Raw genomic sequence first — 24,781 nt, forward strand, 5'->3', positions numbered from 1 at the left:
ATAAAACTCTTTTGTTTAATTATTCATTTTAAATTTAAATACAGATATTTGTACTCTATATTTATTCTATGAAATATTTACATTTAGAAATTTTATATGCATGTCTTTGGATGCTTTCTAAATTACCAATGCGCTTATTATATATCGTTTCTGACTTCTTTTTTCTTGTAATTTATTATGTTTTAGGGTATAGAAAAAAAGTTGTGGTCCAAAACATATCTTATGTTTTTCCGAATAAAACAGCTCAAGAAAAAGAAAAAATTACGAAAGCTTTTTACCATCATTTAACAGATTTAATTGTAGAAAGTTTAAAGGGTTTTTCTATTTCTAAAGAAGAAATTTTAAAGCGCTATACTTATAAAAATCCGGAAGTAATTGACAATTATATTCAACAAGGTAAAAGTATTGCTTTAATGGGTTCGCATTTAGGAAATTGGGAGTGGATTATTAATTTACCTTTAGTTTTAAATATAAAAGTTTACGGTTCTTACAGTAAATTAAAAAATGATTTCTTCGAAAAAAAAATGAAGCAAAACAGAGAGAAATTTGGCTTTATTGGAGTTAAAACCTCAGATACTGTTAAAAAAATGCTTCAAAATAAGAAAAACAATATTCAATCTTTATACATTTTATTAAGTGATCAATCTCCTATGGTTGAAAAAACGTTGTATTGGAGTCATTTTTTTGGGGTTCAATTACCCATTCATACAGGTGCAGAATCCATTTCGAAAAAGTTTGATTTTGTGGTAATTAACTCTGTAGTCCGTAAAATTAAAAGAGGGTATTATGAAACTGAATATGAAGTTATAACTGACGAACCCAACAGTTTTAATGATTATGAAATTACAGAAAAGTACCTAAAAAGAACTGAAGAGTTCATCAGAAATCAACCAGAAATCTACTTATGGTCTCATAACAGATTTAAGCATCAGCATCGATTTGAAGAATGGACAAATATGAATATTGCTAAAAAGAAAACCAAGAGCTAACCAGCTCTTTTTCAATTGATTCTATGGTTTTATGAACGTAATCGTTTTTAACAGAATCGTAGCTGTAATCTTTAGCCCAATCTTCGATATTTTCTGATAATTCTTGTAAAGATGTACAAACAAATTCCAACTCTTTATTGGTAATTGTTGGATGTAAAGACAAACGAACCCAGCCTGGTTTTTCTGTATTACAACCTCCTAAAATTAAATTCTTTATTCTATTAGAAGTTTCTTGATTTACATTTAACAAAAAGTGTCCATAAGTTCCTGCACAAGAACAACCTCCCCTGGTTTGAATTCCAAAACGATCATTCAATAATTTTACTACTAAATTAAAGTGATATTTTTCGAAATAGAAAGAAAAAATACTCAATCTTTTTTTCTGATTTGGAGCTAATATTTTAACTCCCTTTAAATTTTCTAAGGCTTTAAAAACAACTTCGTTAATTTCGTCTTCTCTTTTTTTGATATTATCAGTACCCATTTTTTCTTTTACCTGAATTGCCAAAGCAATTTTTATGGTCTGTAAAAAACCGGGTGTTCCTCCATCTTCTCTGGTTTCTACATCATCGAAATAATCATGTTGTCCCCAAGGGTTTGTATAACTTACTGTACCTCCTCCTGGATTATCTGGAATGGTATTTTTATACAATTTTTTATTAAAAATTAAAACGCCTGAACTTCCTGGGCCACCTAAAAATTTATGTGGAGAAAAGAAAATGGCATCTAAGTATTCCTCTTCTATTTCTGGATGCATATTAATGTCTACATAAGGTGCACAACAAGCAAAATCTACAAAACACAATCCATTATAATCATGAATTAATTTTGCAACTTTATGGTAATTCGTTTTTATACCTGTAACATTAGAACAAGAGGTTATAGAAGCAATTTTTATTTTTCTGTGCTCGTGTTTTAAAATGCATTTTTCGAACTCTTTTAAACACAATAAACCATTTTCATCACAAGGTACCACCTCAACATCTGCAATGGTTTCTAACCACGAAGTTTGGTTTGAATGATGCTCCATGTGCGAAATAAAAACAATGGGTTTTAAATCTTCTGGAATACTTGTATAATCTTTTAAATGCTCAGCAACTTTTAACCCTAAAATACGTTGAAATTTATTTACAACACCTGTCATTCCTGAGCCTGTTGTAATTAAAACATCGTTAGCATTTGCATTTACATGACGCTTTATAATGTTTCTAGCTTCATGATAAGCCAGCGTCATTGCTGCTCCAGAAGTTGATGTTTCTGTGTGTGTATTTGCCACAAAAGGGCCAAATTCGTTACAGATTTTTTCTTCTATGGGTCTGTATAATCGTCCACTTGCAGTCCAATCACAATACACCAAATTTTGCTCTCCATAAGGAGATTTAAAAGTTTGATTGATGCCAATAATATGACTTCTAAATTGCGAAAAATACTGCTCTAAATTCATTTATTTGTTTTTATTTAAAATATTAAATTTAGCACCAAAAACAATTGTTTTTTGGAAGAATGTAAAACTCTGTGAAGCTGAATCTTCTATGTTTTCTGTGGTTCTTATATTTGGCATATTAATATAGCCATATTTTAGATCTGATTGAATAAAAAAGTGCTTAAAAAAAGTTAGATTTAAACCAGCTCCAACAGAAACTCCCCAACCAGAAACATGAAATTCGTCCCATCTTTTTTGATTAAAAATTTTTGCATTTGTTCTTGGAAACAGAATTCCTGCTCCAAAACCTTCTGTAATATTCAATTGAAAATCTTTATTGTTCATGCCAATCAAATGCCCAATTTCATCAAATCTTTTAAACTCAACATTTACGTAGTTTAAACCATCTGTATGTTCTAATTGCACAAATTCATTTACAAGTCGAATATCATCATTATTATAAACACCGTCAAAAGGAGTGCCTGCATTTATTTCTCCATTTATTTTTACTGTCTGATAGGTTTTTACCACATATTTCATGTGATCTACACCAATTGAAATGGTGTAATTGTCACTTAAAAAATAACCCACTCTAACATTTGTTTGTGGTAAAGTTATTTTTGTAGGATGCAAATAATCAAAAGTAAAATCTGTTATTCGATCATTTGCAATAACATCTTGCAACGTAAAATCGTAATTGGTTCCTTTAAAAGTGATATCTGAATCAGAAAAACTAGCTCTGTTCCAGCCCCAATAAATAAACATTTTTCCTTTATTGGAAACTTTCGGTATTTTTTTTTCTTGAGAGAAAATAGATACTGAAATTAATAAAAGAACTAAAAAAGAAGTTTTAATTTTCAAAATGTTATGCGATTATTTCTTTAATTTCTGTGATAAATCTTTCTGCTAAGGCATCTGCTGCATCTTGCGATTTTGCTTCTGTGTAAATTCTTATAATTGGTTCTGTGTTCGATTTACGTAAATGAATCCATTCATTTGCAAAGTCGATTTTTACACCATCAATGGTATTTACATCTTCGTTTGCATATTTTGCAGCCATGGTTTCTAAAATTTTATCAACATTGATTTCTGGTGTTAATTGAATTTTATTTTTGCTCATAAAATAACTTGGATACGAATCTCTTAATGTTTTACAAGATATTTTTTGATGCGCCAAATGTGATAAAAATAAGGCAACACCTACCAAAGAATCACGTCCATAATGCGATGCTGGGTAAATGATCCCTCCATTTCCTTCTCCACCAATTACTGTGTTGGTTTCTTTCATTTTAATCACAACATTTACTTCACCAACTGCAGAAGCAGTATACGTTCCACCATGTTTCTCAGTAACATCTCTTAACGCTCTAGAAGATGATAAGTTAGAAACAGTATTTCCTCCTTTTAATCTTCCTAAAACATAATCTGCGCAAGCAACCAGTGTATATTCTTCACCAAACATAGAACCATCTTCGCAAACCAAAGCTAATCTGTCTACATCTGGATCTACAACAATTCCGAAATCTGCATTTTCTTTTACAACCAACTCAGAAATATCTGTTAAGTGTTCTTTTAAAGGTTCTGGATTGTGAGGAAATTGTCCATTTGGTGTACAGTATAATTCGATACATGCTACGTTTAATTCCTTTAACAAAGCAGGTATAAAAATTCCGCCAGTAGAATTCACACCATCAACCACTACTTTAAAATTAGCTTTTTTAATAGCTTCTACATCTACCAATTCTAAGTTTAAAACTTCTTGAATATGTTTTTGTAAATAGGTATTATTTTTTGTGTAAGTTCCCAAATCGTCTACTTCTGCAAAAGTAAAATCTTCACTTACTGCTAGCGCTAAAATTTGCTCACCTTCTTCGCCATTTAAAAACTCTCCTTTTTCGTTTAATAATTTTAAAGCATTCCATTGTTTTGGGTTGTGAGATGCCGTTAAAATAATACCTCCCTCTGCTTTTTCTAAAGGTACAGCAACTTCTACAGTTGGTGTGGTTGACAAACCTAAATCGACTACATTTATACCTAAACCTACTAAAGTATTGGCTACCAAACTAGAAATCATTTTACCAGAAATTCTGGCATCTCTACCAATAACAACTGTTATTTTGTCTTTGTTTGGATTTCTATTTTTTATAAACGCTCCATAAGCAGCCGCAAATTTTACAGCATCAATTGGGGTTAAATTATCATCTGTTCTACCACCAATGGTGCCTCTAATTCCTGATATTGATTTTATTAATGTCATTTTCTTTTTTTAGTCTTGCAAATATAAAATATTGAAATTTAATAACCATTCATTTTAAATGTTACTTGTTTTGTTTGCGTTAGAGATTGCAGCAATTGTTTGAGCTCTTTTGTGAAGAATGAACAAAAAGCGAGTGCGTAAAGCGCGACCTTTAGGGAACGCCGAAATTTTTTAAAATAATTGATTCTATTTTGTATCTTTAAAAACCTAACCAAAAAAATGCTATGATACAATTATTTAAAAAAATACGAGGAAAATTACTTGTAGAAAAACGCTTGGGCAATTATTTAGCCTATGCTATTGGTGAAGTTTTACTTGTAGTTGTGGGAATTGTACTCGCCATTCAGTTTAGCAATTGGAATGACAAAAGAAACGAAGTGAAAAAAGAAATTTGGTATTTAGATAATATTGCCAATGATATGTTTTACCAAAAAGAAGGTTTAGAAATGCTAAAAACAGATTTCGAAGAAACACTTGAAACTGCAAATAACTTATTATTAACCTATAATAAAACAAGAAATTATACTGCAATAGATAGCTTATCTAAAAAATTGAATTCGCTAATGATTACTTATAGTTACCCAAATACAGACAATACCTACAGAGAATTATTGTCTTCTGGGCAAGTTGCTTTGATTGAAAATGACAGCTTAATTACTAACATTATTGATTTTTACTTAAACACAAGCGAAATTGATTTTATATTTAAAACAAACGAAAATCAGGTTTTTTATGGACAGGTTTATTCGGTTCTTCTAAAATATTCTGAGGTGGATATCTCTTATTACACAGATCAAGAAGATTTATTAATGGTAGATGAAGAAATACAGAATTACATAAACAATCTATTAAATGCGCCAGCAAATAAATTGGAACTTACCAATGCCATTAAAAATAAAATTATGATTGTGTCTGATTATTTAAGTACTGTTAATGAGTCTATTGATGATGTAGATAGAATGATTGCAGAAATTGATAAGGAAATTGACCTTCTTAAAAATTAATGAAACCAACTGATATTTAAAGTTTTATACAAACGAACCAAAAATTTTTTATCTTGTAAATAAATACAGAGACATAAAACTTTATGCATCTCTTCATTCGTTTTTTTAATGTTATAAGAAAAATTTAAAATGATAAAATTCTTCAGAAAAATCCGTCAAAAACTACTTATGGAAAATAAAACATCCAAATATTTTAAATATGCCATTGGTGAAATTATTTTAGTTGTTATTGGTATTTTAATTGCGCTGCAAATTAATACTTGGAATGAAAATAGAAAACTTAAAATTGCTGAGCAAGAAATTTTACAAAACCTTCTAAAAGAACTTAAAATAAATAAAGAAAGACTCAATTATTATCTTGATAAACATTTAAAAGGATATCAAAGTGGTTTTTATTTACTGTCTTTATTTCAAAAGGATATTAGTGCAATTCCTGAAATAAAATTAGATTCAACCGTAGGAAAAATTGAAGAAGTGCTCACTTTTGAAGCAAGTGATGGTATTATAAAATCGCTGATTGCCTCTGGAAAAATAGATATTATTCAAAATACCGAATTAAGATCACTCATTATCTCTTTTGATGGTTTTGTTATTAATGCCACTCAAGAAACAGAAACATTAAAACTGTTAATTCATGATCGACTTTGGCCATCAATAGATGGTAAAATAAATTCATCAAACAGATTAAGAACTTACAAAGATTATAATGAATATCCAAAAGGCAGCTATGCTTCAGATTATGAATGGTTTTTTAAAAGCCAAGAAATGGAAGATATTGTCAGCAACATAAGTAGCTGGATGAAAACCATTTATATAGATGAAAAAGAATTATCTAAAAATATTGATGCTATGATTTTATTGGTTGAAAATGAGTTAAAAATAAAAACCAAATAGTTTTTTTTAAATTAAACGAAGAGTTATGAAAAGAAGAATTAGTGTAAAAACAACAGTAGTATTTTTTAGTATAATTTTATTTTCAAATTATAGTTTTTCTCAAAATTTAAAATATAAAGAATATTCCTTTACGCAGCTTTTTAAAATGATTGAAGATGAGAAGGATAGCATCTTTAAGCTTTCAGATGCCAAAATAGTTTTTGATGCTAAGACAGACTCCCTTTTTTTAGATAAAGGCCATAGTTTATTAGACCCGAAACTTGCTAGAACAGATAGTCTTCATATAAACAAAATACTAGAATTTACGAACATTGATTTCGCTGGGTTTGAGTCACGCGTTATTGCTTGTCTGGGACTTATTCAGTTTCACAAACATGTAAGTTTTAAAAATTCCACCATTTTAATTTTGAAGGAGTGTACTTTTCATCAAGGACTAAGCATTTTTAATAATGAAGAAAAATTAATAAATATTAATAGTATTATCATTGGGCAATCGGACATTTTTGGAAGGTTACATCTCTCTTGCAATTCTGAAACAAATAATATATCGTTAATGTTAATTGATAATTATATTCGAAATAATACGAGTAATATTTGGCAATCAGGTAAAGGAAATTTAATCATTCGTAATAATGAATTTAATTCCAAAGAAGCAAGCATATCAAATTATTCACAAGACATTACTCCAGAAACTGTTAATTATGAAATGATGAACAATAAGTTCGAGATTTCAGAGGTATTAAGTTTAACTATAAACACAAAGAATCTTGAATATTTGAAAGTAGCCAACAACAACTTTAAAGCGCCAATATTTTTAGAAATTGACGACCTCAGTTCTAATTCTAGTTGGATTGTTTGGGAACAATTTGAAAACAAGATTATTGATAATGAAATATATTTTTATTGGTTGGGTGGTGATGAATCTTCAGATTTTGATCACAAAGGATTTGAACTAGATCAAGAAAGTTATTCTAAAAGGAATATAGAGCATTATTTTAATACTGTAATGGTTCAAGATCGGGATGTTTACAATGCCGAACAAACTATTAGAGGTAAGTTTTATAATTATTATACGAAGCGTCATGAAATGGAATCAGCTAATGCTGTGTACAGAGAAATTAAAGATTTAGAAACAAAAAGGTTCGCTTTCCTTTATGAAGAAATGCCTAGCTTCGATACTTTTTTTACATGGAAAATTAATCAATTCTTAAAAGTATTTTCTGCCTATGGTACAAAACCTTCGAAGGCAGTAACTTTTTCTTTGTATGTTATTTTACTCTTTGCTTTTATCTATTTGTTATTTCCTAATTCTTGGGATTCTCATGGAAGAAAACGAATTATGAACAGGTATGCTTTCTTTTTTAAATATATGAATAAAAAAGCTGGAATTCATGAAGTGTATTTAGACAACCAAAAAGAAGATTTGTTAGAGTTTGATGAGTTTAAAACCTTAGTTGAACAACAAGGAAAAACAGTTCCTAAGTTTTTTACAGCAACTGCGCTCCCACTCTACAAATGGGCTATTTCTGGAACTAAATTTTCTGCAAGCGTTTTAAAACGAGTAGATATTATGAAAGGTACTTGGAGCGATTTGCCACAAAAAAAACGCATTTGGAAATCCATTTTATTAATTGGTGCATTTTTAATAGCCATCATTTATGATATTCTTATCAAAATGCTAAACGCATTAATGCTATCCATCAACACCTTTACAACACTAGGTTTTGGAGAAATACCCATCAAAGGTTTGCCTCGTTATTTGGCCATTATTCAAGGGTTTATTGGCTGGTTTATGTTGACTATTTTCTCTGTGTCGTTAATCTCTCAATTATTAAATTAAATAAAGATGAAAAAGATATTAATCCTATTTGCTGTGTTATTTTCTATCAGCAGCTTTTCTCAAGAATTTAAATTTAAAGAATATTCTTATTCTCAATTCTTTAAAATGATTGAAGAAGAAAAAGATTCTGTATTTAAACTACAAGATGCTCTTATAAAATACAATCCAAAAACAGATAGTGTTTTTACAATAAAGGCGAATACCCTCTTTAATTTTTATTTTAATAAAGATTCTATTACAAAAGAAGAAAAACCGATTTCAAGAATAATTTCTAAACATTTAGAATTCAACAACGTACAATTTAACCCTGAAACAGAAGGGCCTGATTTTGCTTTAATCCAAAATGTAGAGTTTCAAAAAACAGTATCCTTTAAAGAAACCATAAGTGCTACATTCTTAAATTGTACATTTCAAAAAGAGTTTAATTATCGTATAACTAAGAATAATCCTACTGCACAAAAAGCACTAATTTGGAAAAGAAATGTTCATCTATTAATGGTTAAAAATTCTTTTCATGGTAAAGTTGATATCAATAATTATACGACCAATGGTGAAGATTTAGAGCTGTCAATGATTTTTTTTAATAATCGATTTTTGAGTAACAACAGTGATAAAAATTTTATACCTCATCAAATTAGAGGTCGTAAAACTAATGGTATTTTTTTTGTAAATAATAGTATAGAAGGTAGCCAATTCTTGTATTTTACTTCTAATGGAAATAAAGCTGTACAGCTAGAAAATAATACATTTTTAAATACCAGTCCTGTATTAAGTTTTACTGAAATCGATCAATCTCATAATTTTGAAATTATTGATAATGACTTTAAACATTTTGTATTAATGGAATTAGAATCTCTTTATCAAAGTTTTAAAATTGATTGGCTACAATTTAAAAATAAATTAATTTCAGACGATGGTTTTGATAGCAATATGCAACCAGAAATAGCTAGTAGCGAAATTTATGCAAAAGAAACCATAGAAAATTATTTTACTATGGCTAGAGTTAAAAACAAAGCTAGTTATAAAGAAGAAAACAACTTAAAAGGTCAATTTTATAGTTACTATAAGGAAAAAATGGACACTGAATATGCCAATATGGTATATACAGAAATTAAGAGTTTAGAAACGCGTCGTTCTGGCTATTTGTATTCACAAAACCCTAGCTTTAAAACATTTTTTAAATGGCGAATTAATCAGTTTTTAAAAGTTTTTTCTGCCTATGGTACAGAACCAGAAAGAGCGGTTATTTTCTCCATGTATGTAATTCTGCTCTTTGCTTTTGTCTATTTACTGTTTCCTAATTCTTGGGATGCACATGGACGAAAACGAATTATGAATCGATACGCGTTCTTTTTTACTTACATGAACAAAAAAGCTGGAATTCATGAAGTGTATTTAGACCATCAACAAGAGGATTTATTAGAGTTTGATGAGTTTAGAACCTTAGTAGAACAACAAGGAAAAACGGTTCCTAAGTTTTTTACTGCAACTGCACTCCCACTTTATAAATGGGCAATTTCTGGCACTAAATTTTCTGCAAGTATTTTAAAAAGAGTAGATATTATGAAAGGCACTTGGAGTGATTTACCTAAGTCTAAACGCATTTGGAAATCAACTTTGCTTATAATTGCTTTTGTAATTGCCATTCTTTATGATATTTTTATCAAAATGCTAAATGCCTTAATGCTTTCTATAAACACCTTTACAACACTTGGTTTTGGAGAAATTCCCATAAAAGGATTACCAAGATATTTAGCAATTATTCAAGGTTTTATTGGTTGGTTTATGCTGACTATTTTCTCTGTTTCTCTAATAAGTCAACTTCTTAATTAAATAAATTTCATGAAACTAAATCGTAAATTTCAGGAATCTAATCTTGTCATCTCGAGCCAAGTCGAGAGGTCTCAATTGCTTAATTAAAATGATAAAATTCTTCAGAAAAATCCGTCAAAACCTAGTTATGGAAAACAAAACATCCAAATATTTTAAATACGCCATTGGAGAAATTGTGTTGGTGGTGATTGGAATTTTGATTGCCTTAAAGATTAATACTTGGAATCAAAATAAAGAAAATACAAAACAGGAAAACCAAATATTAAATCAGTTGTTGATTGAATATACCAACAATTTAAATCAATTAAATAGTAAAATCGATATAAGACAAGAAATTCTAAAATCATCTTTCATACTTTTGGATTACAGAAAAAAAGATGTCAATAAAATTGAAGCTGATAGTTTTAATTTAAGAGTTTCAAGAATGATTACAAGACCAACTTTTGACCCTGAATTGGGTGTAACAAACGAACTTAATAATTCTGGGAGATTATATTTATTAAAAAATGAAACATTGAGAAATAAAATAACGTCTTTTCCAAGTTTGTTAAGTGAAGTTCAAGAAGAAGAACGCGTAACTTTTAATCATGTAGAAAATTTGTTGATTCCATTTGTCAGTGAACATTATCAAATAGGCAAAATTATTGCAGAATTTCTTAATGATGCAGAATTTAAAAAAGCATTTACGTTAAGCAATTCTGAAAAATATACCTTAATCAAGGATTTATTTGAACAAGTTGCCTTCCAACCTTTATTGATGCATCCAGATTTTGAAGATCATATTGCATTAATGATTAGCAACACTGCATATACAAATCAACAATCAATTGGAGTAAAGGAAAAAATTGAAGAAATTATTTCAATCATTAAAAAAGAAATGGAATCAATCAACTAACATATCTATGATAAAATTCTTCAGAAAAATCCGTCAAAACTTACTAATGGAAAACAAAACAAGCAAGTATTTCAAATACGCCATTGGCGAAATCATCCTAGTGGTCATTGGCATTTTGATTGCATTACAGATTAATAATTGGAATGAAGATCGGCTAACGAAACTTCAAATAAAAACCAATCTTTCAAATCTTTCCAAAGCTATTCAACAAGATTATGACCTTTTGAAAGAAATAGAAGAAATTAATGACTTCAGGTATAACTCAATAAATCAAGTATTAAGATGGGCCGAAATTCCTTTACAAGAAATAGACACTATCCCAATAAAACTAATGAACACATCAATATGGGAAGGACCTGTACCTAAAACATTTGACGCTGAATTTTATAAAAGATCATTTCTTTATATACAAAAACCACGCATGATGATTGTGCAAACCTATGCCATGGAAGAATTAAAAAATTCAGGATTGTATTCTAAATTAGATAATCAAAAGTTAAAAAACGAATTAAATAAGTATTATAGCGATTTGAAATGGTTTTTTGGACGAGATGAATCGTATAAAAATGAATTCGTTGATGACTATGAAAACTATATTAACAATAAGTACAATTTAACCGTACTTGATGTTCCCTTTATTACAAATCCTTTAGCGTCTATAAAAAAAGATGCAGGACTTGTTGTGAGGTTAAGAAACGTGAAAGATAATGCTGGTTGGAGAATTTATGGTGCTAAAACAAGCAAAAATAGAGCGAAAGTGTTGCTTAAAGAAATACAAAATGAAATTGACCAACTGTAGCGCCTTATCGATGTTTACTATGTATTAAAAGTGAAATTTGAAAACACTCAAACTACTGTATGAGTCTAAAATAAAGAAAGACTAACCAAAAAATTCCCGCTTTTTCGGGCAATAAATATGATAAAACTCTTTAGAAAAATCCGTCAAAACTTACTCATGGAAAACAAAACAAGCAAGTACTTTAAATACGCTATTGGCGAAATTATTCTAGTGGTTATTGGAATTTTAATTGCTTTAAGCATTAATAATTGGAATGAAAATTTAAAGGACAGAAGTATTGAACAAGGTTATCTAATCGCTCTAAAGGAAGAGTTTAATTACAATCTTATTGAATTGGACAATATGATGGAACGAAATAATTTTAATGGCGATAAAGCTTTAGAACTTTCTAATCTTATGGGACCTGATGATCCAACCATTACAGAAAAAGAATTTGCTGATCTTGCTATGGATATGACAAATTTCGAGGTACAATATCGCCCTAATAAAGCAGTATTAGATGAAATAATCAGTTCTGGAAAACTGGCTATTTTTACTAATAACGAATTAAAATTTGCTTTATCGTCTTATAACGGAAAACTGACTAAGATTAAATTTCAAGAAGAGGAACATTCAGTTGTACGAATGCAGGTAATTGCTATTATGAACGCTAAGGGCAATGCTAAAAAATTATTAATGGACGAAAAATGGAAAGGTTTCGGTATTAGTAAAAGTAAATTTGAACTTGGAAATCTTCAATTATTACAATCTCAAGAATTAGAAAATGAACTTGTAGATTTTATAATTACCTCTCGTTATTTAAACAAAGATTATTATTTAGAATTAAAAAAAGAAATTGAATCGGTCTCACGCTTAATAGATAAAGAAATTAACTAAAGCCAAAGGCATAACGAATCCAACTATTAGGTATGATAAAATTCTTTAGAAACATACGCCAAAACTTACTCATGGAAAACAAAACAAGCAAGTATTTTAAATACGCCATTGGCGAAATTGTGTTGGTGGTTATTGGTATTTTAATTGCCTTACAGATTAACAATTGGAATGAAAATCAAAAGAAAAATAGAATAAAACAAACTTATATAAAAAATTTGATTACTGATTTTACCAATGATACCATTCAATTAAATGAAAATTTGAGGATAAATTTTGAATATAAACAAAATATAGATTCTACTTTAAATTTTATAAATAACTCAACTCCTAATATTGATACCATATATCATTTTATTAAAAAATCGACCAATAGTGGTTTACGAGTTATTAATAATTACAATGACAATACTTTTGGTATTTTAATTTCTAGTGGTAATATCGATTTGTTTTCAAATAACCTTACAAATGAATTGATGGAATTAAATCGCCTTCAAAAATCGGAAAAATCAGTTTCTGATGGAAATAAAGACTACTTTTTTGAGACGCTAAATACTTATCAATCAAAATATTATTTACCAAATCAAATTAACAACAGTTTTTTAGAAGCTTATTTATGGAAAGATAAAAACGTTCAAGATGTTATTACTCAATTCATTAACATGAAACAACAACAATTACATACTGTAAATAGATATATAGAATTAACAACATTGGTTTTAAATAAAACAGAAATGATTTTACAAGAATTAAAAAGTAATACAGATATATGATTAAACTATTCAGAAACATACGCCAAAACTTACTAATGGAAAACAAAAACTCAAAATACCTAAAATACGCCATCGGTGAAATCGTATTGGTAGTTATTGGAATTTTGATTGCTTTGCAGGTTAGTAACTGGAATAAACAAAATGAAGATAGAAAATTAGAGAAGCGTTATTTAGCTGAACTAATTTTAGACCTGAAACAAGATTCTATCTTCATTTCTGAATCTATACAAAGGTCATACCAGCAAATGGAGTCCAAAAACAAACTTGTACAGTATTTTGAAGGACAGCAATTTACAGAAGATTCATTAGTAGCTTATTTTAGTTTCCAATGGAAACCTGTCCCTAAATTTAATCCCATTACTACCACTTTAGATGAACTGAAGAGTACAGGTAACATTAGAGTTATTCAAAATTCTAACATAAGACGAAAAATTTTAGAGACATATAATTATTACACGACTCACATTAATAATACCCAAGAGCGGTATCATATTCAACAAAATGCATTAGGAAATCTAGTCATATCAAAGGTACCCAATATATTCGTGGAATTTTATAAAACTACAGATAAGATCGATATTAAGGCCGTATTAAATGATTACGAAATTAAAAATTGTTTCTTCGGTAATTTTGCAAATGGCTTTAATGAAGCTTTAAATCAATTACAAGCTAAAAATACTGAATTGCTTTATGCTTTAAGAAATGAATCTGAAACACTATAATGATGATAAAATTCTTTAGAAAAATCCGTCAAAACTTGCTTATGGAAAACAAAACATCCAAATACTTTAAATATGCGATTGGCGAAATTGTGCTTGTGGTAATAGGAATTTTAATTGCATTGCAGATTAACAATTGGAATGAAAACAACAACCTTTCAAAAAAAGAAGTTGCTTTATTAACTGACCTTAAGAATGATGTAGAAGGTGATATTACAAACCTAAAAAGACAAGACTCCCTTTTTGCAAAAAGTGAAATTGACGCAGCATTAGGAATAACATTATTTTACAAAGCTACCACAGCAAAAGAAATTGATTTGGTTTTTACCTTAACTGATGGCTTTTGGAATGAGCTTTCTATTCAAAGAAACACCTTTAATCAAATGATAAATTCTGGTAGTTTATATACGATGCAAAATAAGAATTTACAAAAACAAATTAATAAATATTATAGCAGTGTTGAAGCACACATAGAATATATAAGAGGTGTAAATTTAATGCTTTCTAACTTATGGGAGCAAAATCCAGATATTTATCCTGCAAAATTTTTGATATCGCAACTGAAAAAACCTCAAGTAGATTTAAAAAAGATTGATACAACTTGGATACAAAATCCAAAATCGGCAACGTATTTATCTGTAGATAATTATATAAATACTACTCAAAATTTAAATAATATATATCGTAGAGAAGTGTTTAGACGCCTAATAACTTCTGCTGAAAAGCTGAGGGTATCAATTATTGATGAAATAGAATTAAGAAAATAAAAAAACATATTTAATAGTACATGATAAAATTCTTCAGAAAAATCCGTCAAAACTTACTAATGGAAAACAAAACATCCAAATACTTTAAATATGCCATTGGTGAAATTGTATTGGTAGTTATTGGAATTTTAATTGCTTTACAAATTAATAATTGGAATGAAGCCCGTAAAGCATCACTTTTAGAAATTGAATATGTAAAAAGATTGATTTCGGAAAACAAAGAAGATCTTGACTTATTTAACGGAAAAATTCAAGGTTTAAAAAGAGGTATAACATCTATTAAAAAGTTTTCAGAAGCCTTAAAATCAGTTTCTTTTTCAGATTCATTACTTATTTTAAAAGCAAATGAATATCTTAAATACGGTAGTATTTATCCTGTTTTTACTTCTTCTACTTCTACTTTTGACGATTTATCAAGCACTGGAAATTTGCAAATTATCAGTAATATAAAAGTTAGAGATCAAATAGTAAATCATTATACAAAACACAAAGTAGTTGCTGATTGGATACAAGTTGCCACAAATTGGGCTTTGCCTTTAGACGCTCCATTTACGTACGAACATCATGTGATGAAATTTGAACCTTTAACAACTTTTTTATATCCAAAACAAAGTTCTCAAGAACTAGCTAAGGAGTTAAGAACAAATAAATTATTTTATATTAGCAATGCAGCTGCTCATTATTGGATCAATATGGATGCAATACAACAACTTGAAATTTTAAGAGATGATACGATTGTTTTAATCTCAATCCTTGAAAAAAACTTAAATCAATTGGCAAATGATTAAATTCTTTCGAAAAATTCGTCAAAACTTACTAATGGAAAACAAAACATCCAAATACTTTAAATATGCTATTGGCGAAATTGTGTTGGTGGTGATTGGGATTTTAATTGCTTTACAAATTAATAATTGGAATGAAAACAGACAGAAAAATAATCAAGAACGAATGATTATGATAAACCTGAAAGAAGAATTACAACAAAATATTAAAAATTTAGATGAAAGAATAACCTATATTGATAGTGCATTGGTTTCTATGAAAACTGTTTAAAGTCTTTTAAACAAAACTGAAAAAAGAGAATTTACAGAAGTACAATTCGATAGTATCCTTAGAAAAACAATTCTAAATCCAAGTTATTTTCCAACATCTATTATTTTAAATGATTTAAACAATTCAGGAAAAATCTCTAGTCTTAATAATGATGTATTTAGACAATCTTTGTACGATTGGAAAACATTACAAGACAACTTAAATCAAGCTTTAACTTTAAGTAGTAAAGCTTTTGAAGATTATCTAAAATACATTAAAGACAATGCTTCTTTAAGGCAAATAGACAATACAAATAATGCTGACATTCCTATTGGAAAAAGTATATTACAAAACAACAACTTGCATCTGTTACAAAGTGTTCAATTCGAAAATTATTTGGATGATTATTATGTGTTTATGGACCAAAGAACTACAGAATATAAAAAAGCAAAAACGTTAACTGAAAAAATAATTACCATGTTAGAAAATCAATTACAATGATAAAATTCTTCAGAAACATTCATCAAAAACTACTTATTGAAAATAAAACACATATAATATTAGCACCTATTAATTCCATTAGTTAACTATTCAAATTCCCTAACTTGCTGTTTTTCAGTAAAAAATATTTTATTTTAACATTTTTTTAACTACATTTGAAAGAACTAACTAATTCCTCAAAAATATCCTCTATTTTTTTTGAGTAAAAACTTAAAAAATGTCAAGCGCAATCTTAACCATTGTTCAAAATCAATTGAATGAGAATTTATCTACTCAACTATTATTTTCTACAGCAGAAAACGTTGTTTTTTTCATTCTAATTGCCATGGCTATATTCTTAATAATTAGCACGCCTGTTGTACTTTTTTATTTTTCGGTTGATAATTACTTTAAATTAAAGAAACTTAAAAAAATTATTGATATAGATATTTGTTGCAAGAATAGCAGAACTCATAATAGTTTTAAAGCAGAAACCTGTTCTAGTTACATAAATAGCTATGCTCTATTTATAGGTAATATAGTAGGTCTAATTATTTGGAACGTGCTCTCTTTCATTTATATCTTTTCTCAAAATCAAAGTACTTTATCAGGAATATTAAGTTATTTAAAATTCCCGTTTGAAATTTTAGAAAACTATGATTTTAATAATGCATTATCTTCTATTTCGAGTTATAAATATAATTGGATCATGATGTCTGGTATTTTAATTGGCACTTTATTAAGTTATGTAACAATAAAGTATTTTACAGAAAATATGATTAGAAATAAAGTTTCAAAAAACATAAAAACTTATTCTTTAACCTAAATTTATATCATTATTGTTTCGAAGATATCAAAATTAGCTCTTCTTGTGGTTTTGTTAAATATTTTGCTCCATCTTTAGTAACTACAGCCATTTCTTCTACAGAAATTGTTTTTTCTTTTCCGTCTGCAAGTTTCCAAGCATGAAAACCGTCAAAAGCAAACGTCATACCTTCTTTTAATTCTTTTTCTGATGCAGGCCTAACATGTGAGGCTTGAGAGCCTCCTAAATTTGGACCAACATCGTGAGCAACATAACCTACAGGATGTCCTGTACTCCACATTACATATTCAGATTTTGCTTTTTCCATTAAAACTCTTTGAGCTCTGTCTACATCCACTCCTTTTACACCTGGTTTCATAGCAGCTAAAGCAGCTCTGCTTCCAGCTTTTCCACTTTCCCAATAATATTGAATGTCTTTTGGCGCTATAGTTTCATCATCCTTTAAAACGTAAGCAAAACGTTGAATATCACTTACCCATCTATCATATAGTTTAATACCAAAATCAATTTGAATTACATCTCCAGGCATAATTATTTTATTCGTTGCATGAGAATGTCCTCTATCTGGCCCTGAATTTACATTCGGATTTTGGTCTGAAGCCCAACCATCTGTTACTCCATATTCTGCCATTTTTCCTTTTAAAAATTTCGCAATATCTGCGTCTGTCGATTTTCCAGGAATTACCTGTTTATAGGCTTCTATTTGAAAACTTGCAGTTAGTTCTGCAGCTTTGGTTAAAATTTCAACTTCTTCTGGTAGTTTAATAGATAACCACTCATAAACCACACCTGTAGAAGATACTAGCTTTTCTTTGTCATTACCCAAAAATTCTTCTAATTCCATTCTTTGCGTATACGTTAAACCATCTGCTGTAGAATTAGAAATTGATGAATTAATTGCTATTGTTTTAAAATTTTGTTCTTTTATAAAAGCTACAGCCATTTGTATAGCAGATGTTCCTCTTTCTACAGAAACTACTTTATCATGAATATCTAATTCATCTAATGCTGTAGATTCTCCTGAAGGAGAAAAAACCAAGGAATGAAACCCTTCATCATCATTATAAAACAAAAAAGCTGCTGTGCCACCTGCGTTTTCTCCTCCAACATGATCTGCTAAAGGATCGTTATTGTTTTCTCTACAAATAACCAACCAACTGTCTACATTTGCTTCTTTTAACGCATTTGGCAAAAGTGTATTTATTCTCTTTTTTCTTATTTCTGGCCAAGGATTTTCTCCCCAATATTCTGTAGGATTAATATTTGATTTTTCTGTAGTTGCATCACTACAATTCAATAAAAAAAATGGTACTATTAAAAGAAGTAAATAATTGGTTTTCATTACTGTTGATTTAAATTCAAATATAATAAATCAATAGAATTTGAAATAAGAATAAGGCAAATAAAAAAACCGTTACAACTTGTAACGGTTTTTAGATATTATAAATATCAACTAAAACTAGCTATTCTAAGAAAATTATTTTTTCTTCTTTTTAGCTGCTGTAGCTTCCATTTGAGCTTTTAAATCTGCAAGACCACCTAAGTCACCTAAAGTAGTTTTTTCTGCTTCTGCTGCTTTCGTAACTGCTGCTTTAACATTTCTCTTTTCTTGCTCTTTAAAGATAGAAGTATGAGATACTACTACTCTTCTGTATTCTTTAGAAAACTCTAAAACAATAAATGGAAGTTTATCTCCTTTTTCTATTTTAGAACCGTCTTCTTTTTCTAAGAATCTAGAAGGTGCAAAACCTTCAACACCATCTTCGAAAGTAATTACTGCTCCTTTATCATTTTTCTCTTTTACAGTACCTTCGTGTGTAGAACCGATTGCGAACGTATCTTCATGCTCATCCCAAGGGTTTTCTTGAGTTTGTTTATGACCTAAGTTTAACTTTCTGTTCTCTACATCTAACTCTAAAACTTGTACTTTTAATTGATCTCCAACAGTTACAAAATCTGATGGATGCTTAATTTTCTTAGTCCAAGATAAATCAGAGATATAAACTAAACCATCAATTCCTTCTTCTAACTCTACAAATACACCGAAGTTTGTGTAATTTCTTACAGTACCTGTGTGTGTAGAACCAACTGGGAATTTAGTAGTAATATCTGTCCAAGGATCTGGATGAAGTTGTTTAATACCTAAAGACATTTTACGGTCTTCTCTATCTAAAGTTAAAACTTGTGCTTCTACTTTATCTCCAACTTTTACGAAATCTTGTGCAGAACGTAAGTGTGTAGACCAAGACATTTCAGAAACGTGAATTAAACCTTCTACTCCTTGCTCTACTTCTACAAATGCACCATAATCAGCTAAAACAACAACTTCTCCTGTAACTTTATCACCAACTTTTAATTCACCATCTAAAGCTTCCCAAGGATGTGCGTTTAATTGTTTTAAACCTAATTGAATTCTAGATTTGTTATCATCAAAGTCTAAAATTACCACGTTTAATTTTTGATCTAACTCAACAACCTCATTTGGATGATTGATTCTAGACCAAGATAAATCTGTAATATGCACTAAACCATCTACACCACCTAAATCTACAAATACACCATAAGAAGTAATGTTTTTAACAACACCCTCTAATACTTGTCCTTTTTCTAGTTGACCAATGATTTCTTTTTTCTGTAATTCAATATCAGCCTCAATAAGTGCTTTATGAGATACAACAACATTTTTAAATTCGTGGTTGATTTTAACAACTTTAAATTCCATTGTTTTCTCTACAAATTGATCGTAATCTCTAATTGGTTTCACATCAATTTGAGAACCTGGTAAGAATGCTTCGATTCCGAAAACATCTACAATCATACCACCTCTTGTTCTGCATTTAACGAATCCGTTAACTACTTCACCAGTTTCGTGAGCATTGTTTACTCTTTCCCAAGCTTTAATTACTCTTGCTTTTCTGTGAGATAATACTAATTGACCAGAAGCATCTTCTCTTTTATCTACTAATACTTCTACAGTATCACCAACAGATAAACCAGAATTGTAACGAAATTCGTTTAAAGAAATAACTCCTTCAGATTTAGAGTTAATGTCTATAATTGCATCTCTATCTGTAATTCTAATTACAGTCCCTTCAATTACATCGCTTTCATTTACAAAACCAATAGTTCCTTTTAAAGCTTCTTCAAACTCTTTTAATTTCGCTTCATCAACAGCCTCAATACCTTGTTCGTATTTGTGCCAGTTAAAATCTGCTAAAAATTGTTCTGGATTTACAGTTTCTACAACTGTTTCAACTACAGGAGTTGTAGTTTCTTGTACTTCTGCAGCAACTACTTGCTCTTCAGTGTTTTTTGTTTCTTCAGACATGTGTCTAAAATAAATTTGTATCTTGTTGTTTTTCAGATTTTTAACGATAAAAACGTCAAGAGATGTTTTTATAAATTGTTTTCTTTCATTCCTTTTCTAAATCTGTCATCGTAAAAAGGAGTGCAAATTTACAAAATTCTTTTGATTTTTAACTGTTTACCTTTAAAATAATTCTTTTTATTCTGATTATATTTGTATTGAAAATCAAAACTTTATGAAAAATTATACAATAAAAGTTCTACTTTTTTTACTAGTAATGAATTTCGGATGCAAAAACGAATCATCATCAATCATAAAATATCATAAATCTCATGAAGAAAATAGGCAAAATGTTCCTTTTTCTGATACAGTTCAAGTTGATAATATCTACTTTTTAACTGGCCAAATTGGTAAAAACCATACCACAGGTAAAATGGCTGAAGGTGGTATTGAAGCCGAAACAAATCAAACTTTAAAAAATATCGAAGCTGTTTTAAATCATCATAATTTAACATTAAAAGATGTTGTAAAATGCACCGTAATTTTAGCAGATATAGAAGATTTCTCTAAAATGAATACAATTTATCGTACTTTTTTTACCAATAATTTACCTGCAAGAACTACATTTGCAGCCAATTTAGTTGCAGGTGCAAAAATTGAAATTGAAGTAGTTGCTGCAAGAAAGTAGAGGATGGATAAAAAGACAAAAGATTTAGTAGATAAAGGAATTATGCTACCTTTAATGGAAGAATTTTACACGATACAAGGTGAAGGTTCTCACACAGGAACTGCTGCTTATTTTATAAGAGTTGGGGGTTGTGATGTAGGCTGTCATTGGTGTGATGTGAAAGAAAGTTGGAACGCAGATTTGCACCCGCCAACTTTAGCAGACACCATTGTAGAAAATGTAAAAAAATTCGCTAATACTGTTGTTATTACTGGTGGTGAGCCTTTAATGTGGTCAATGGATTATATTACAACTTTGCTTCAAAAAAACAACATAAAAACGCATATAGAAACTTCTGGAGCCTATTCTTTTTCTGGAAAATGGAACTGGTTTTGTTTATCACCTAAAAAAACAAAATTACCTTTAGAAGAAGTTTACAGAGAAGCAGACGAATTAAAAATGATTATTCACAACAATTCTGATTTTGATTTTGCTGAAGAGCAAGCTGCTAAAGTGAGTAAAAAATGTCAGTTATTTTTGCAACCAGAATGGAGTAAAAAAGAAAAAATGACTTCGCAAATTGTTGAATATGTAATGAAAAATCCGAAATGGAAAATTTCTTTACAAACGCATAAATACTTGAATATTCCTTAATTTTTTTTGAAGCTATTTCCAGCTTTCAGCACTCGCTTTTTTTGCCTATAAAAGTCAAAAAAGAGCTCAAATAAATGCTTCAATCTGGGCTAAACCAGTTTATGAACATTTAGTTATTCCGAAAGTTTTCTATCAACCAAATTACAAATGCGCTCAAACTGTTCTTCTATTCCCATATCAGAATTATCGAACTCAATAGCATCTTCAGCTTTCACTAAAGGAGAATCTTCTCTTGTAGAATCAATTCTATCACGCTCTTGAACATTAAAAAGTATTTCCTCAAAATTTACATCATCACCTTTATCTATTAATTCTTTATACCTTCTTATCGCCCTTTTATCTGCAGATGCAGTCATAAATAACTTTAAATCTGCATCAGGAAAAACGACTGTTCCAATATCTCTACCATCCATAACAACTCCTCCATCTTTTCCCATTTGCTGTTGCTCCGCAACTAACTTTCTTCTTACTTCTGATATGGCTGCAACTTTACTAACTAATTGAGAAACTTGTAAAGTTCTAATTTCTTTTTCTACGTTTTTTTTATTTAAAAACATTTCAGCAAAACCAAGATCCTTGTTAAATTGAAAAGTTAAGGATATACTATTTAAACAAGAAATTAACTCTTTCTTTTTTAAATAATCTTGATCTACAAGCTTATTCATTTTAGCAAATAGTGTTACAGCTCTATACATAGCTCCTGTATCAACATAAATGTAATTATATTTTTTTGCTAATAATTTTGCTATTGTACTTTTTCCTGTTGATGAAAAACCATCAATTGCAATGGTAATTTTTCTGTTCATTTATCTTTTATCTAAATCAATTTCTAAACTAAAAGTACTGGCATTAGATGCCGAATGAAATTTAGAATATGCATAATTAAACTTTAATCGATTCATTTGAATTCCGAATCCGAAAGAAATGCCTCCAAAAGTTCTAACATTTTGTAATTTTAATTCGGCCGCTCTTCTAAAATTATATCCCATTCGAATATTGATTAAACTCTCTGGAAATAATTCAGCACCAATTACAAAATGCCTCAGAGTATTGCCAATGAACCCAATTTCTTCTGTTGTTATATTTCCTTCTAAATCTATAGTTTGTTGTGATGGATTTGCAACAGATACATCCCATTGTTGAAGGTTATCCAAAGTCAGATACCATTTTAATGGCACAAACTCTAATTTATAGGAAGCACCAAAAGCCAATTTAAAAGGAATTGTTTCATTTGTTCCGTTAAAAGTGGTGATTTGAGTTCCAAAATTTCTAGCAACTAAAGTAAAGGAAAATGATTTATATGGACTGTAATAAAGTAAGCCTATATCAGCAGCAATTCCTGTTGAAGTAAAATTACTTATATTAGAATTAATTAATTTTAAATTAGCTCCTAGAAAAAAATTTGTCCAAGGCAAGTTAAGAGAATAGCCAACAGAAATAGCCAAGTCATTTGCCCCAAAATTCCCTGTTTCATTACCTTGCTCATCAGCACCTATTAAAGTACCATAATCAAGATATTTTATACTTCCATGAATTGTCCCAAACCTTCTAGAAATTAGTCTGGCATATGAAACAGAGCCTAAATTAATTCCAGCTAAATAACTTGAATAATTCACAGAAAGTTTACTATCCATTTCCGAGTTAATAACTGCTGGATTCCATTCTGGTTGATTAACGTCATCTAAAAAGGTTAAAACTTCCCCTCCAAGAGATATTTGCCTAGCAGAACTAGATAAATTCAAAAATTGATAAATATTATCTCCTCCAACTTGAGCAATCAAAGTTGAATACCTTAAAAAAAATACAAAAAAAATAATATTAAATTTCATTAAAAAAACATCCACATTAAAAACAAAACGAAAATAGTACAGAATATTGCATAAAAAAAAGAATGATCCATTTAATTAAAAAGAAATTAACTTTCTGAAAGCATATAACTAGATACGGTTTAATTTTATCCAAACAGCGTATTGAATTAGTTGAATTCATTTGACTTAATAGCATAAAAAAACCTCAATTCTTACGAATTGAGGTTTAAAGATCTTGATTGTATCAAGATAAGAAAGGCAGCGACCTACTCTCCCACATAAATGCAGTACCATCGGCGCTATTGGGCTTAACTTCTCTGTTCGGTATGGGAAGAGGTGAGCCCCAATGCTATAACCACCCTAAAAATTTCAGTTAAATTTCTTTAACTGTATGATTTGACATATGATAAAATAATATTGTAAGTTTCGTATAGATACTGAATTAATTCAATATTTAACTTTAAAAAGAGTTTCTCCCGAGCCGAGGCTCTGGAAGCGTACATAAGTCTATGGGTTATTAGTACTACTCGGCTATGACATTACTGCCTTTACACCTATAGCCTATCAACGTTGTCATCTCCAACGACCCTTTAAAGAAATCTCATCTTGTGGTGGGTTTCGCGCTTATATGCTTTCAGCGCTTATCCCTTCCCGACGTAGCTACTCTGCAATGCTCCTGGCGGAACAACAGATGCACTAGAGGTCAGTCCAACTCGGTCCTCTCGTACTAGAGTCAGATCCACTCAAATTTCTAACGCCCACAGCAGATAGAGACCGAACTGTCTCACGACGTTCTGAACCCAGCTCGCGTGCCACTTTAATGGGCGAACAGCCCAACCCTTGGGACCTTCTCCAGCCCCAGGATGTGACGAGCCGACATCGAGGTGCCAAACCCCCCCGTCGATATGAGCTCTTGGGGGAGATCAGCCTGTTATCCCCGG

Annotated in this window: 24 protein-coding genes and 2 rRNA genes; 17 read left to right on the top strand and 9 right to left on the bottom strand. The window is 29.7% G+C overall.

Annotated elements, in window-relative coordinates:
• Window positions 1-68 precede the first annotated feature (68 nt).
• The gene (locus WAO74_RS05445; RefSeq protein ID WP_422160199.1) at window positions 69-989 is read left to right on the top strand and encodes a lysophospholipid acyltransferase family protein; all 921 of its coding nucleotides are present in this window, start codon (window positions 69-71) and stop codon (window positions 987-989) included.
• Here WAO74_RS05445 and WAO74_RS05450 read toward each other — a convergent pair.
• From WAO74_RS05450 to glmM, 3 genes are read right to left on the bottom strand one after another with little or no spacing between them, the layout of a single operon-like run.
• Window positions 967-2,433, bottom strand: coding sequence for an aminotransferase class V-fold PLP-dependent enzyme (locus tag WAO74_RS05450; RefSeq protein ID WP_422160200.1), 1,467 nt, complete (start codon window positions 2,431-2,433; stop codon window positions 967-969). The two genes, WAO74_RS05445 and WAO74_RS05450, sit on opposite strands and share 23 nt — an antisense overlap.
• A complete protein-coding gene (locus WAO74_RS05455; RefSeq protein ID WP_422160236.1) occupies window positions 2,434-3,267 on the bottom strand; it encodes a hypothetical protein in 834 nt (277 codons plus the stop codon).
• Window positions 3,268-3,277: 10 nt separating this feature from the next.
• Window positions 3,278-4,669 carry a phosphoglucosamine mutase gene (gene glmM / locus WAO74_RS05460; RefSeq protein ID WP_422160202.1) on the bottom strand — a complete coding sequence of 464 codons (1,392 nt, stop codon included), beginning with the start codon at window positions 4,667-4,669 and terminating at the stop codon, window positions 3,278-3,280.
• Between the two features lie 224 nt (window positions 4,670-4,893).
• Between glmM and WAO74_RS05465 the strand changes: the two genes are divergently transcribed.
• From WAO74_RS05465 to WAO74_RS05530, 14 genes are all read left to right on the top strand, one after another.
• Window positions 4,894-5,673 (top strand): DUF6090 family protein, encoded by a 780-nt coding sequence (locus WAO74_RS05465; RefSeq protein ID WP_422160204.1) that lies wholly within the window; start codon window positions 4,894-4,896, stop codon window positions 5,671-5,673.
• A gap of 168 nt (window positions 5,674-5,841) precedes the next feature.
• On the top strand, window positions 5,842-6,567 hold the full coding sequence (locus WAO74_RS05470) for a DUF6090 family protein (RefSeq protein WP_422160205.1): 726 nt from the start codon (window positions 5,842-5,844) through the stop codon (window positions 6,565-6,567).
• Window positions 6,568-6,592: 25 nt separating this feature from the next.
• The gene (locus WAO74_RS05475; RefSeq protein ID WP_422160206.1) at window positions 6,593-8,407 is read left to right on the top strand and encodes an ion channel; all 1,815 of its coding nucleotides are present in this window, start codon (window positions 6,593-6,595) and stop codon (window positions 8,405-8,407) included.
• Between the two features lie 6 nt (window positions 8,408-8,413).
• Window positions 8,414-10,240: an ion channel gene (locus WAO74_RS05480; protein ID WP_422160207.1), complete on the top strand. Its 1,827-nt coding sequence runs from the start codon at window positions 8,414-8,416 to the stop codon at window positions 10,238-10,240.
• A gap of 127 nt (window positions 10,241-10,367) precedes the next feature.
• Complete coding sequence (locus tag WAO74_RS05485) at window positions 10,368-11,135, top strand: DUF6090 family protein (protein WP_422160209.1); 768 nt, start codon at window positions 10,368-10,370, stop codon at window positions 11,133-11,135.
• Window positions 11,136-11,181: 46 nt separating this feature from the next.
• Window positions 11,182-11,934 carry a DUF6090 family protein gene (locus WAO74_RS05490; protein ID WP_422160211.1) on the top strand — a complete coding sequence of 251 codons (753 nt, stop codon included), beginning with the start codon at window positions 11,182-11,184 and terminating at the stop codon, window positions 11,932-11,934.
• Window positions 11,935-12,090: 156 nt separating this feature from the next.
• On the top strand, window positions 12,091-12,810 hold the full coding sequence (locus WAO74_RS05495) for a DUF6090 family protein (protein ID WP_422160212.1): 720 nt from the start codon (window positions 12,091-12,093) through the stop codon (window positions 12,808-12,810).
• A 71-nt stretch (window positions 12,811-12,881) separates the two neighbouring features.
• Complete coding sequence (locus WAO74_RS05500) at window positions 12,882-13,580, top strand: DUF6090 family protein (protein ID WP_422160214.1); 699 nt, start codon at window positions 12,882-12,884, stop codon at window positions 13,578-13,580.
• A gap of 35 nt (window positions 13,581-13,615) precedes the next feature.
• Window positions 13,616-14,302 carry a DUF6090 family protein gene (locus WAO74_RS05505; protein ID WP_422160216.1) on the top strand — a complete coding sequence of 229 codons (687 nt, stop codon included), beginning with the start codon at window positions 13,616-13,618 and terminating at the stop codon, window positions 14,300-14,302.
• A gap of 41 nt (window positions 14,303-14,343) precedes the next feature.
• Window positions 14,344-15,066 (top strand): DUF6090 family protein, encoded by a 723-nt coding sequence (locus WAO74_RS05510; protein ID WP_422160218.1) that lies wholly within the window; start codon window positions 14,344-14,346, stop codon window positions 15,064-15,066.
• A gap of 59 nt (window positions 15,067-15,125) precedes the next feature.
• Entirely contained in the window at window positions 15,126-15,854 is a 729-nt protein-coding gene (locus tag WAO74_RS05515) for a DUF6090 family protein (protein ID WP_422160220.1), read from the top strand.
• 31 nt (window positions 15,855-15,885) lie between these two features.
• Complete coding sequence (locus tag WAO74_RS05520) at window positions 15,886-16,119, top strand: DUF6090 family protein (RefSeq protein ID WP_422160222.1); 234 nt, start codon at window positions 15,886-15,888, stop codon at window positions 16,117-16,119.
• A gap of 168 nt (window positions 16,120-16,287) precedes the next feature.
• On the top strand, window positions 16,288-16,599 hold the full coding sequence (locus WAO74_RS05525; RefSeq protein ID WP_422160223.1) for a hypothetical protein: 312 nt from the start codon (window positions 16,288-16,290) through the stop codon (window positions 16,597-16,599).
• A gap of 217 nt (window positions 16,600-16,816) precedes the next feature.
• Window positions 16,817-17,404, top strand: a complete 588-nt coding sequence (locus tag WAO74_RS05530) for a hypothetical protein (RefSeq protein WP_422160225.1) — start codon at window positions 16,817-16,819, stop codon at window positions 17,402-17,404.
• Window positions 17,405-17,414: 10 nt separating this feature from the next.
• On the opposite strand, the gene WAO74_RS05535 is transcribed toward WAO74_RS05530, so the two are convergent.
• Both WAO74_RS05535 and rpsA read right to left on the bottom strand, forming a co-directional pair.
• Window positions 17,415-18,746, bottom strand: a complete 1,332-nt coding sequence (locus WAO74_RS05535; RefSeq protein WP_422160227.1) for a M24 family metallopeptidase — start codon at window positions 18,744-18,746, stop codon at window positions 17,415-17,417.
• Window positions 18,747-18,881: 135 nt separating this feature from the next.
• Window positions 18,882-20,732, bottom strand: coding sequence for a 30S ribosomal protein S1 (gene rpsA, locus WAO74_RS05540; RefSeq protein ID WP_422160229.1), 1,851 nt, complete (start codon window positions 20,730-20,732; stop codon window positions 18,882-18,884).
• Window positions 20,733-20,946: 214 nt separating this feature from the next.
• Here rpsA and WAO74_RS05545 point away from each other — a divergent pair, with 214 nt between their 5' ends.
• On the top strand, window positions 20,947-21,399 hold the full coding sequence (locus WAO74_RS05545) for a RidA family protein (RefSeq protein WP_422160230.1): 453 nt from the start codon (window positions 20,947-20,949) through the stop codon (window positions 21,397-21,399).
• A 3-nt stretch (window positions 21,400-21,402) separates the two neighbouring features.
• Window positions 21,403-22,032, top strand: coding sequence for a 7-carboxy-7-deazaguanine synthase QueE (locus tag WAO74_RS05550; RefSeq protein ID WP_422160231.1), 630 nt, complete (start codon window positions 21,403-21,405; stop codon window positions 22,030-22,032).
• A gap of 113 nt (window positions 22,033-22,145) precedes the next feature.
• Here the strand turns inward: WAO74_RS05550 and cmk are convergent, their stop codons facing one another.
• From cmk to WAO74_RS05570, 4 genes are all read right to left on the bottom strand, one after another.
• Window positions 22,146-22,838 (bottom strand): (d)CMP kinase, encoded by a 693-nt coding sequence (gene cmk / locus WAO74_RS05555; RefSeq protein WP_422160233.1) that lies wholly within the window; start codon window positions 22,836-22,838, stop codon window positions 22,146-22,148.
• Window positions 22,839-23,861 (bottom strand): type IX secretion system protein PorQ, encoded by a 1,023-nt coding sequence (porQ, locus tag WAO74_RS05560; protein ID WP_422160234.1) that lies wholly within the window; start codon window positions 23,859-23,861, stop codon window positions 22,839-22,841. It abuts the gene before it with no gap.
• Between the two features lie 232 nt (window positions 23,862-24,093).
• Window positions 24,094-24,203 (bottom strand): 5S ribosomal RNA (gene rrf, locus WAO74_RS05565).
• Between the two features lie 134 nt (window positions 24,204-24,337).
• Window positions 24,338-24,781, bottom strand: a 23S ribosomal RNA gene (locus WAO74_RS05570); the annotation flags it as partial.

Origin of the sequence: Polaribacter sp., assembly GCF_049276715.1 — a bacterium.
Lineage (GTDB): Bacteria > Bacteroidota > Bacteroidia > Flavobacteriales > Flavobacteriaceae > Polaribacter.

Coding starts and splice junctions, on each gene's coding strand:
- WAO74_RS05465 (WP_422160204.1), top strand. CDS start 4,894: ATGATACAATTATTTAAAAAAATACGAGGAAAATTACTTGTAGAAAAA.
- WAO74_RS05480 (WP_422160207.1), top strand. CDS start 8,414: ATGAAAAAGATATTAATCCTATTTGCTGTGTTATTTTCTATCAGCAGC.
- cmk (WP_422160233.1), bottom strand. CDS start 22,838: ATGAACAGAAAAATTACCATTGCAATTGATGGTTTTTCATCAACAGGA.
- WAO74_RS05445 (WP_422160199.1), top strand. CDS start 69: ATGAAATATTTACATTTAGAAATTTTATATGCATGTCTTTGGATGCTT.
- WAO74_RS05450 (WP_422160200.1), bottom strand. CDS start 2,433: ATGAATTTAGAGCAGTATTTTTCGCAATTTAGAAGTCATATTATTGGC.
- WAO74_RS05530 (WP_422160225.1), top strand. CDS start 16,817: ATGTCAAGCGCAATCTTAACCATTGTTCAAAATCAATTGAATGAGAAT.
- WAO74_RS05475 (WP_422160206.1), top strand. CDS start 6,593: ATGAAAAGAAGAATTAGTGTAAAAACAACAGTAGTATTTTTTAGTATA.
- WAO74_RS05545 (WP_422160230.1), top strand. CDS start 20,947: ATGAAAAATTATACAATAAAAGTTCTACTTTTTTTACTAGTAATGAAT.
- WAO74_RS05505 (WP_422160216.1), top strand. CDS start 13,616: ATGGAAAACAAAAACTCAAAATACCTAAAATACGCCATCGGTGAAATC.
- WAO74_RS05550 (WP_422160231.1), top strand. CDS start 21,403: ATGGATAAAAAGACAAAAGATTTAGTAGATAAAGGAATTATGCTACCT.
- WAO74_RS05500 (WP_422160214.1), top strand. CDS start 12,882: ATGGAAAACAAAACAAGCAAGTATTTTAAATACGCCATTGGCGAAATT.
- WAO74_RS05495 (WP_422160212.1), top strand. CDS start 12,091: ATGGAAAACAAAACAAGCAAGTACTTTAAATACGCTATTGGCGAAATT.
- WAO74_RS05470 (WP_422160205.1), top strand. CDS start 5,842: ATGGAAAATAAAACATCCAAATATTTTAAATATGCCATTGGTGAAATT.
- WAO74_RS05485 (WP_422160209.1), top strand. CDS start 10,368: ATGGAAAACAAAACATCCAAATATTTTAAATACGCCATTGGAGAAATT.
- porQ (WP_422160234.1), bottom strand. CDS start 23,861: ATGAAATTTAATATTATTTTTTTTGTATTTTTTTTAAGGTATTCAACT.
- WAO74_RS05520 (WP_422160222.1), top strand. CDS start 15,886: ATGGAAAACAAAACATCCAAATACTTTAAATATGCTATTGGCGAAATT.
- WAO74_RS05515 (WP_422160220.1), top strand. CDS start 15,126: ATGGAAAACAAAACATCCAAATACTTTAAATATGCCATTGGTGAAATT.
- WAO74_RS05490 (WP_422160211.1), top strand. CDS start 11,182: ATGGAAAACAAAACAAGCAAGTATTTCAAATACGCCATTGGCGAAATC.
- WAO74_RS05510 (WP_422160218.1), top strand. CDS start 14,344: ATGGAAAACAAAACATCCAAATACTTTAAATATGCGATTGGCGAAATT.
- rpsA (WP_422160229.1), bottom strand. CDS start 20,732: ATGTCTGAAGAAACAAAAAACACTGAAGAGCAAGTAGTTGCTGCAGAA.
- glmM (WP_422160202.1), bottom strand. CDS start 4,669: ATGACATTAATAAAATCAATATCAGGAATTAGAGGCACCATTGGTGGT.
- WAO74_RS05535 (WP_422160227.1), bottom strand. CDS start 18,746: ATGAAAACCAATTATTTACTTCTTTTAATAGTACCATTTTTTTTATTG.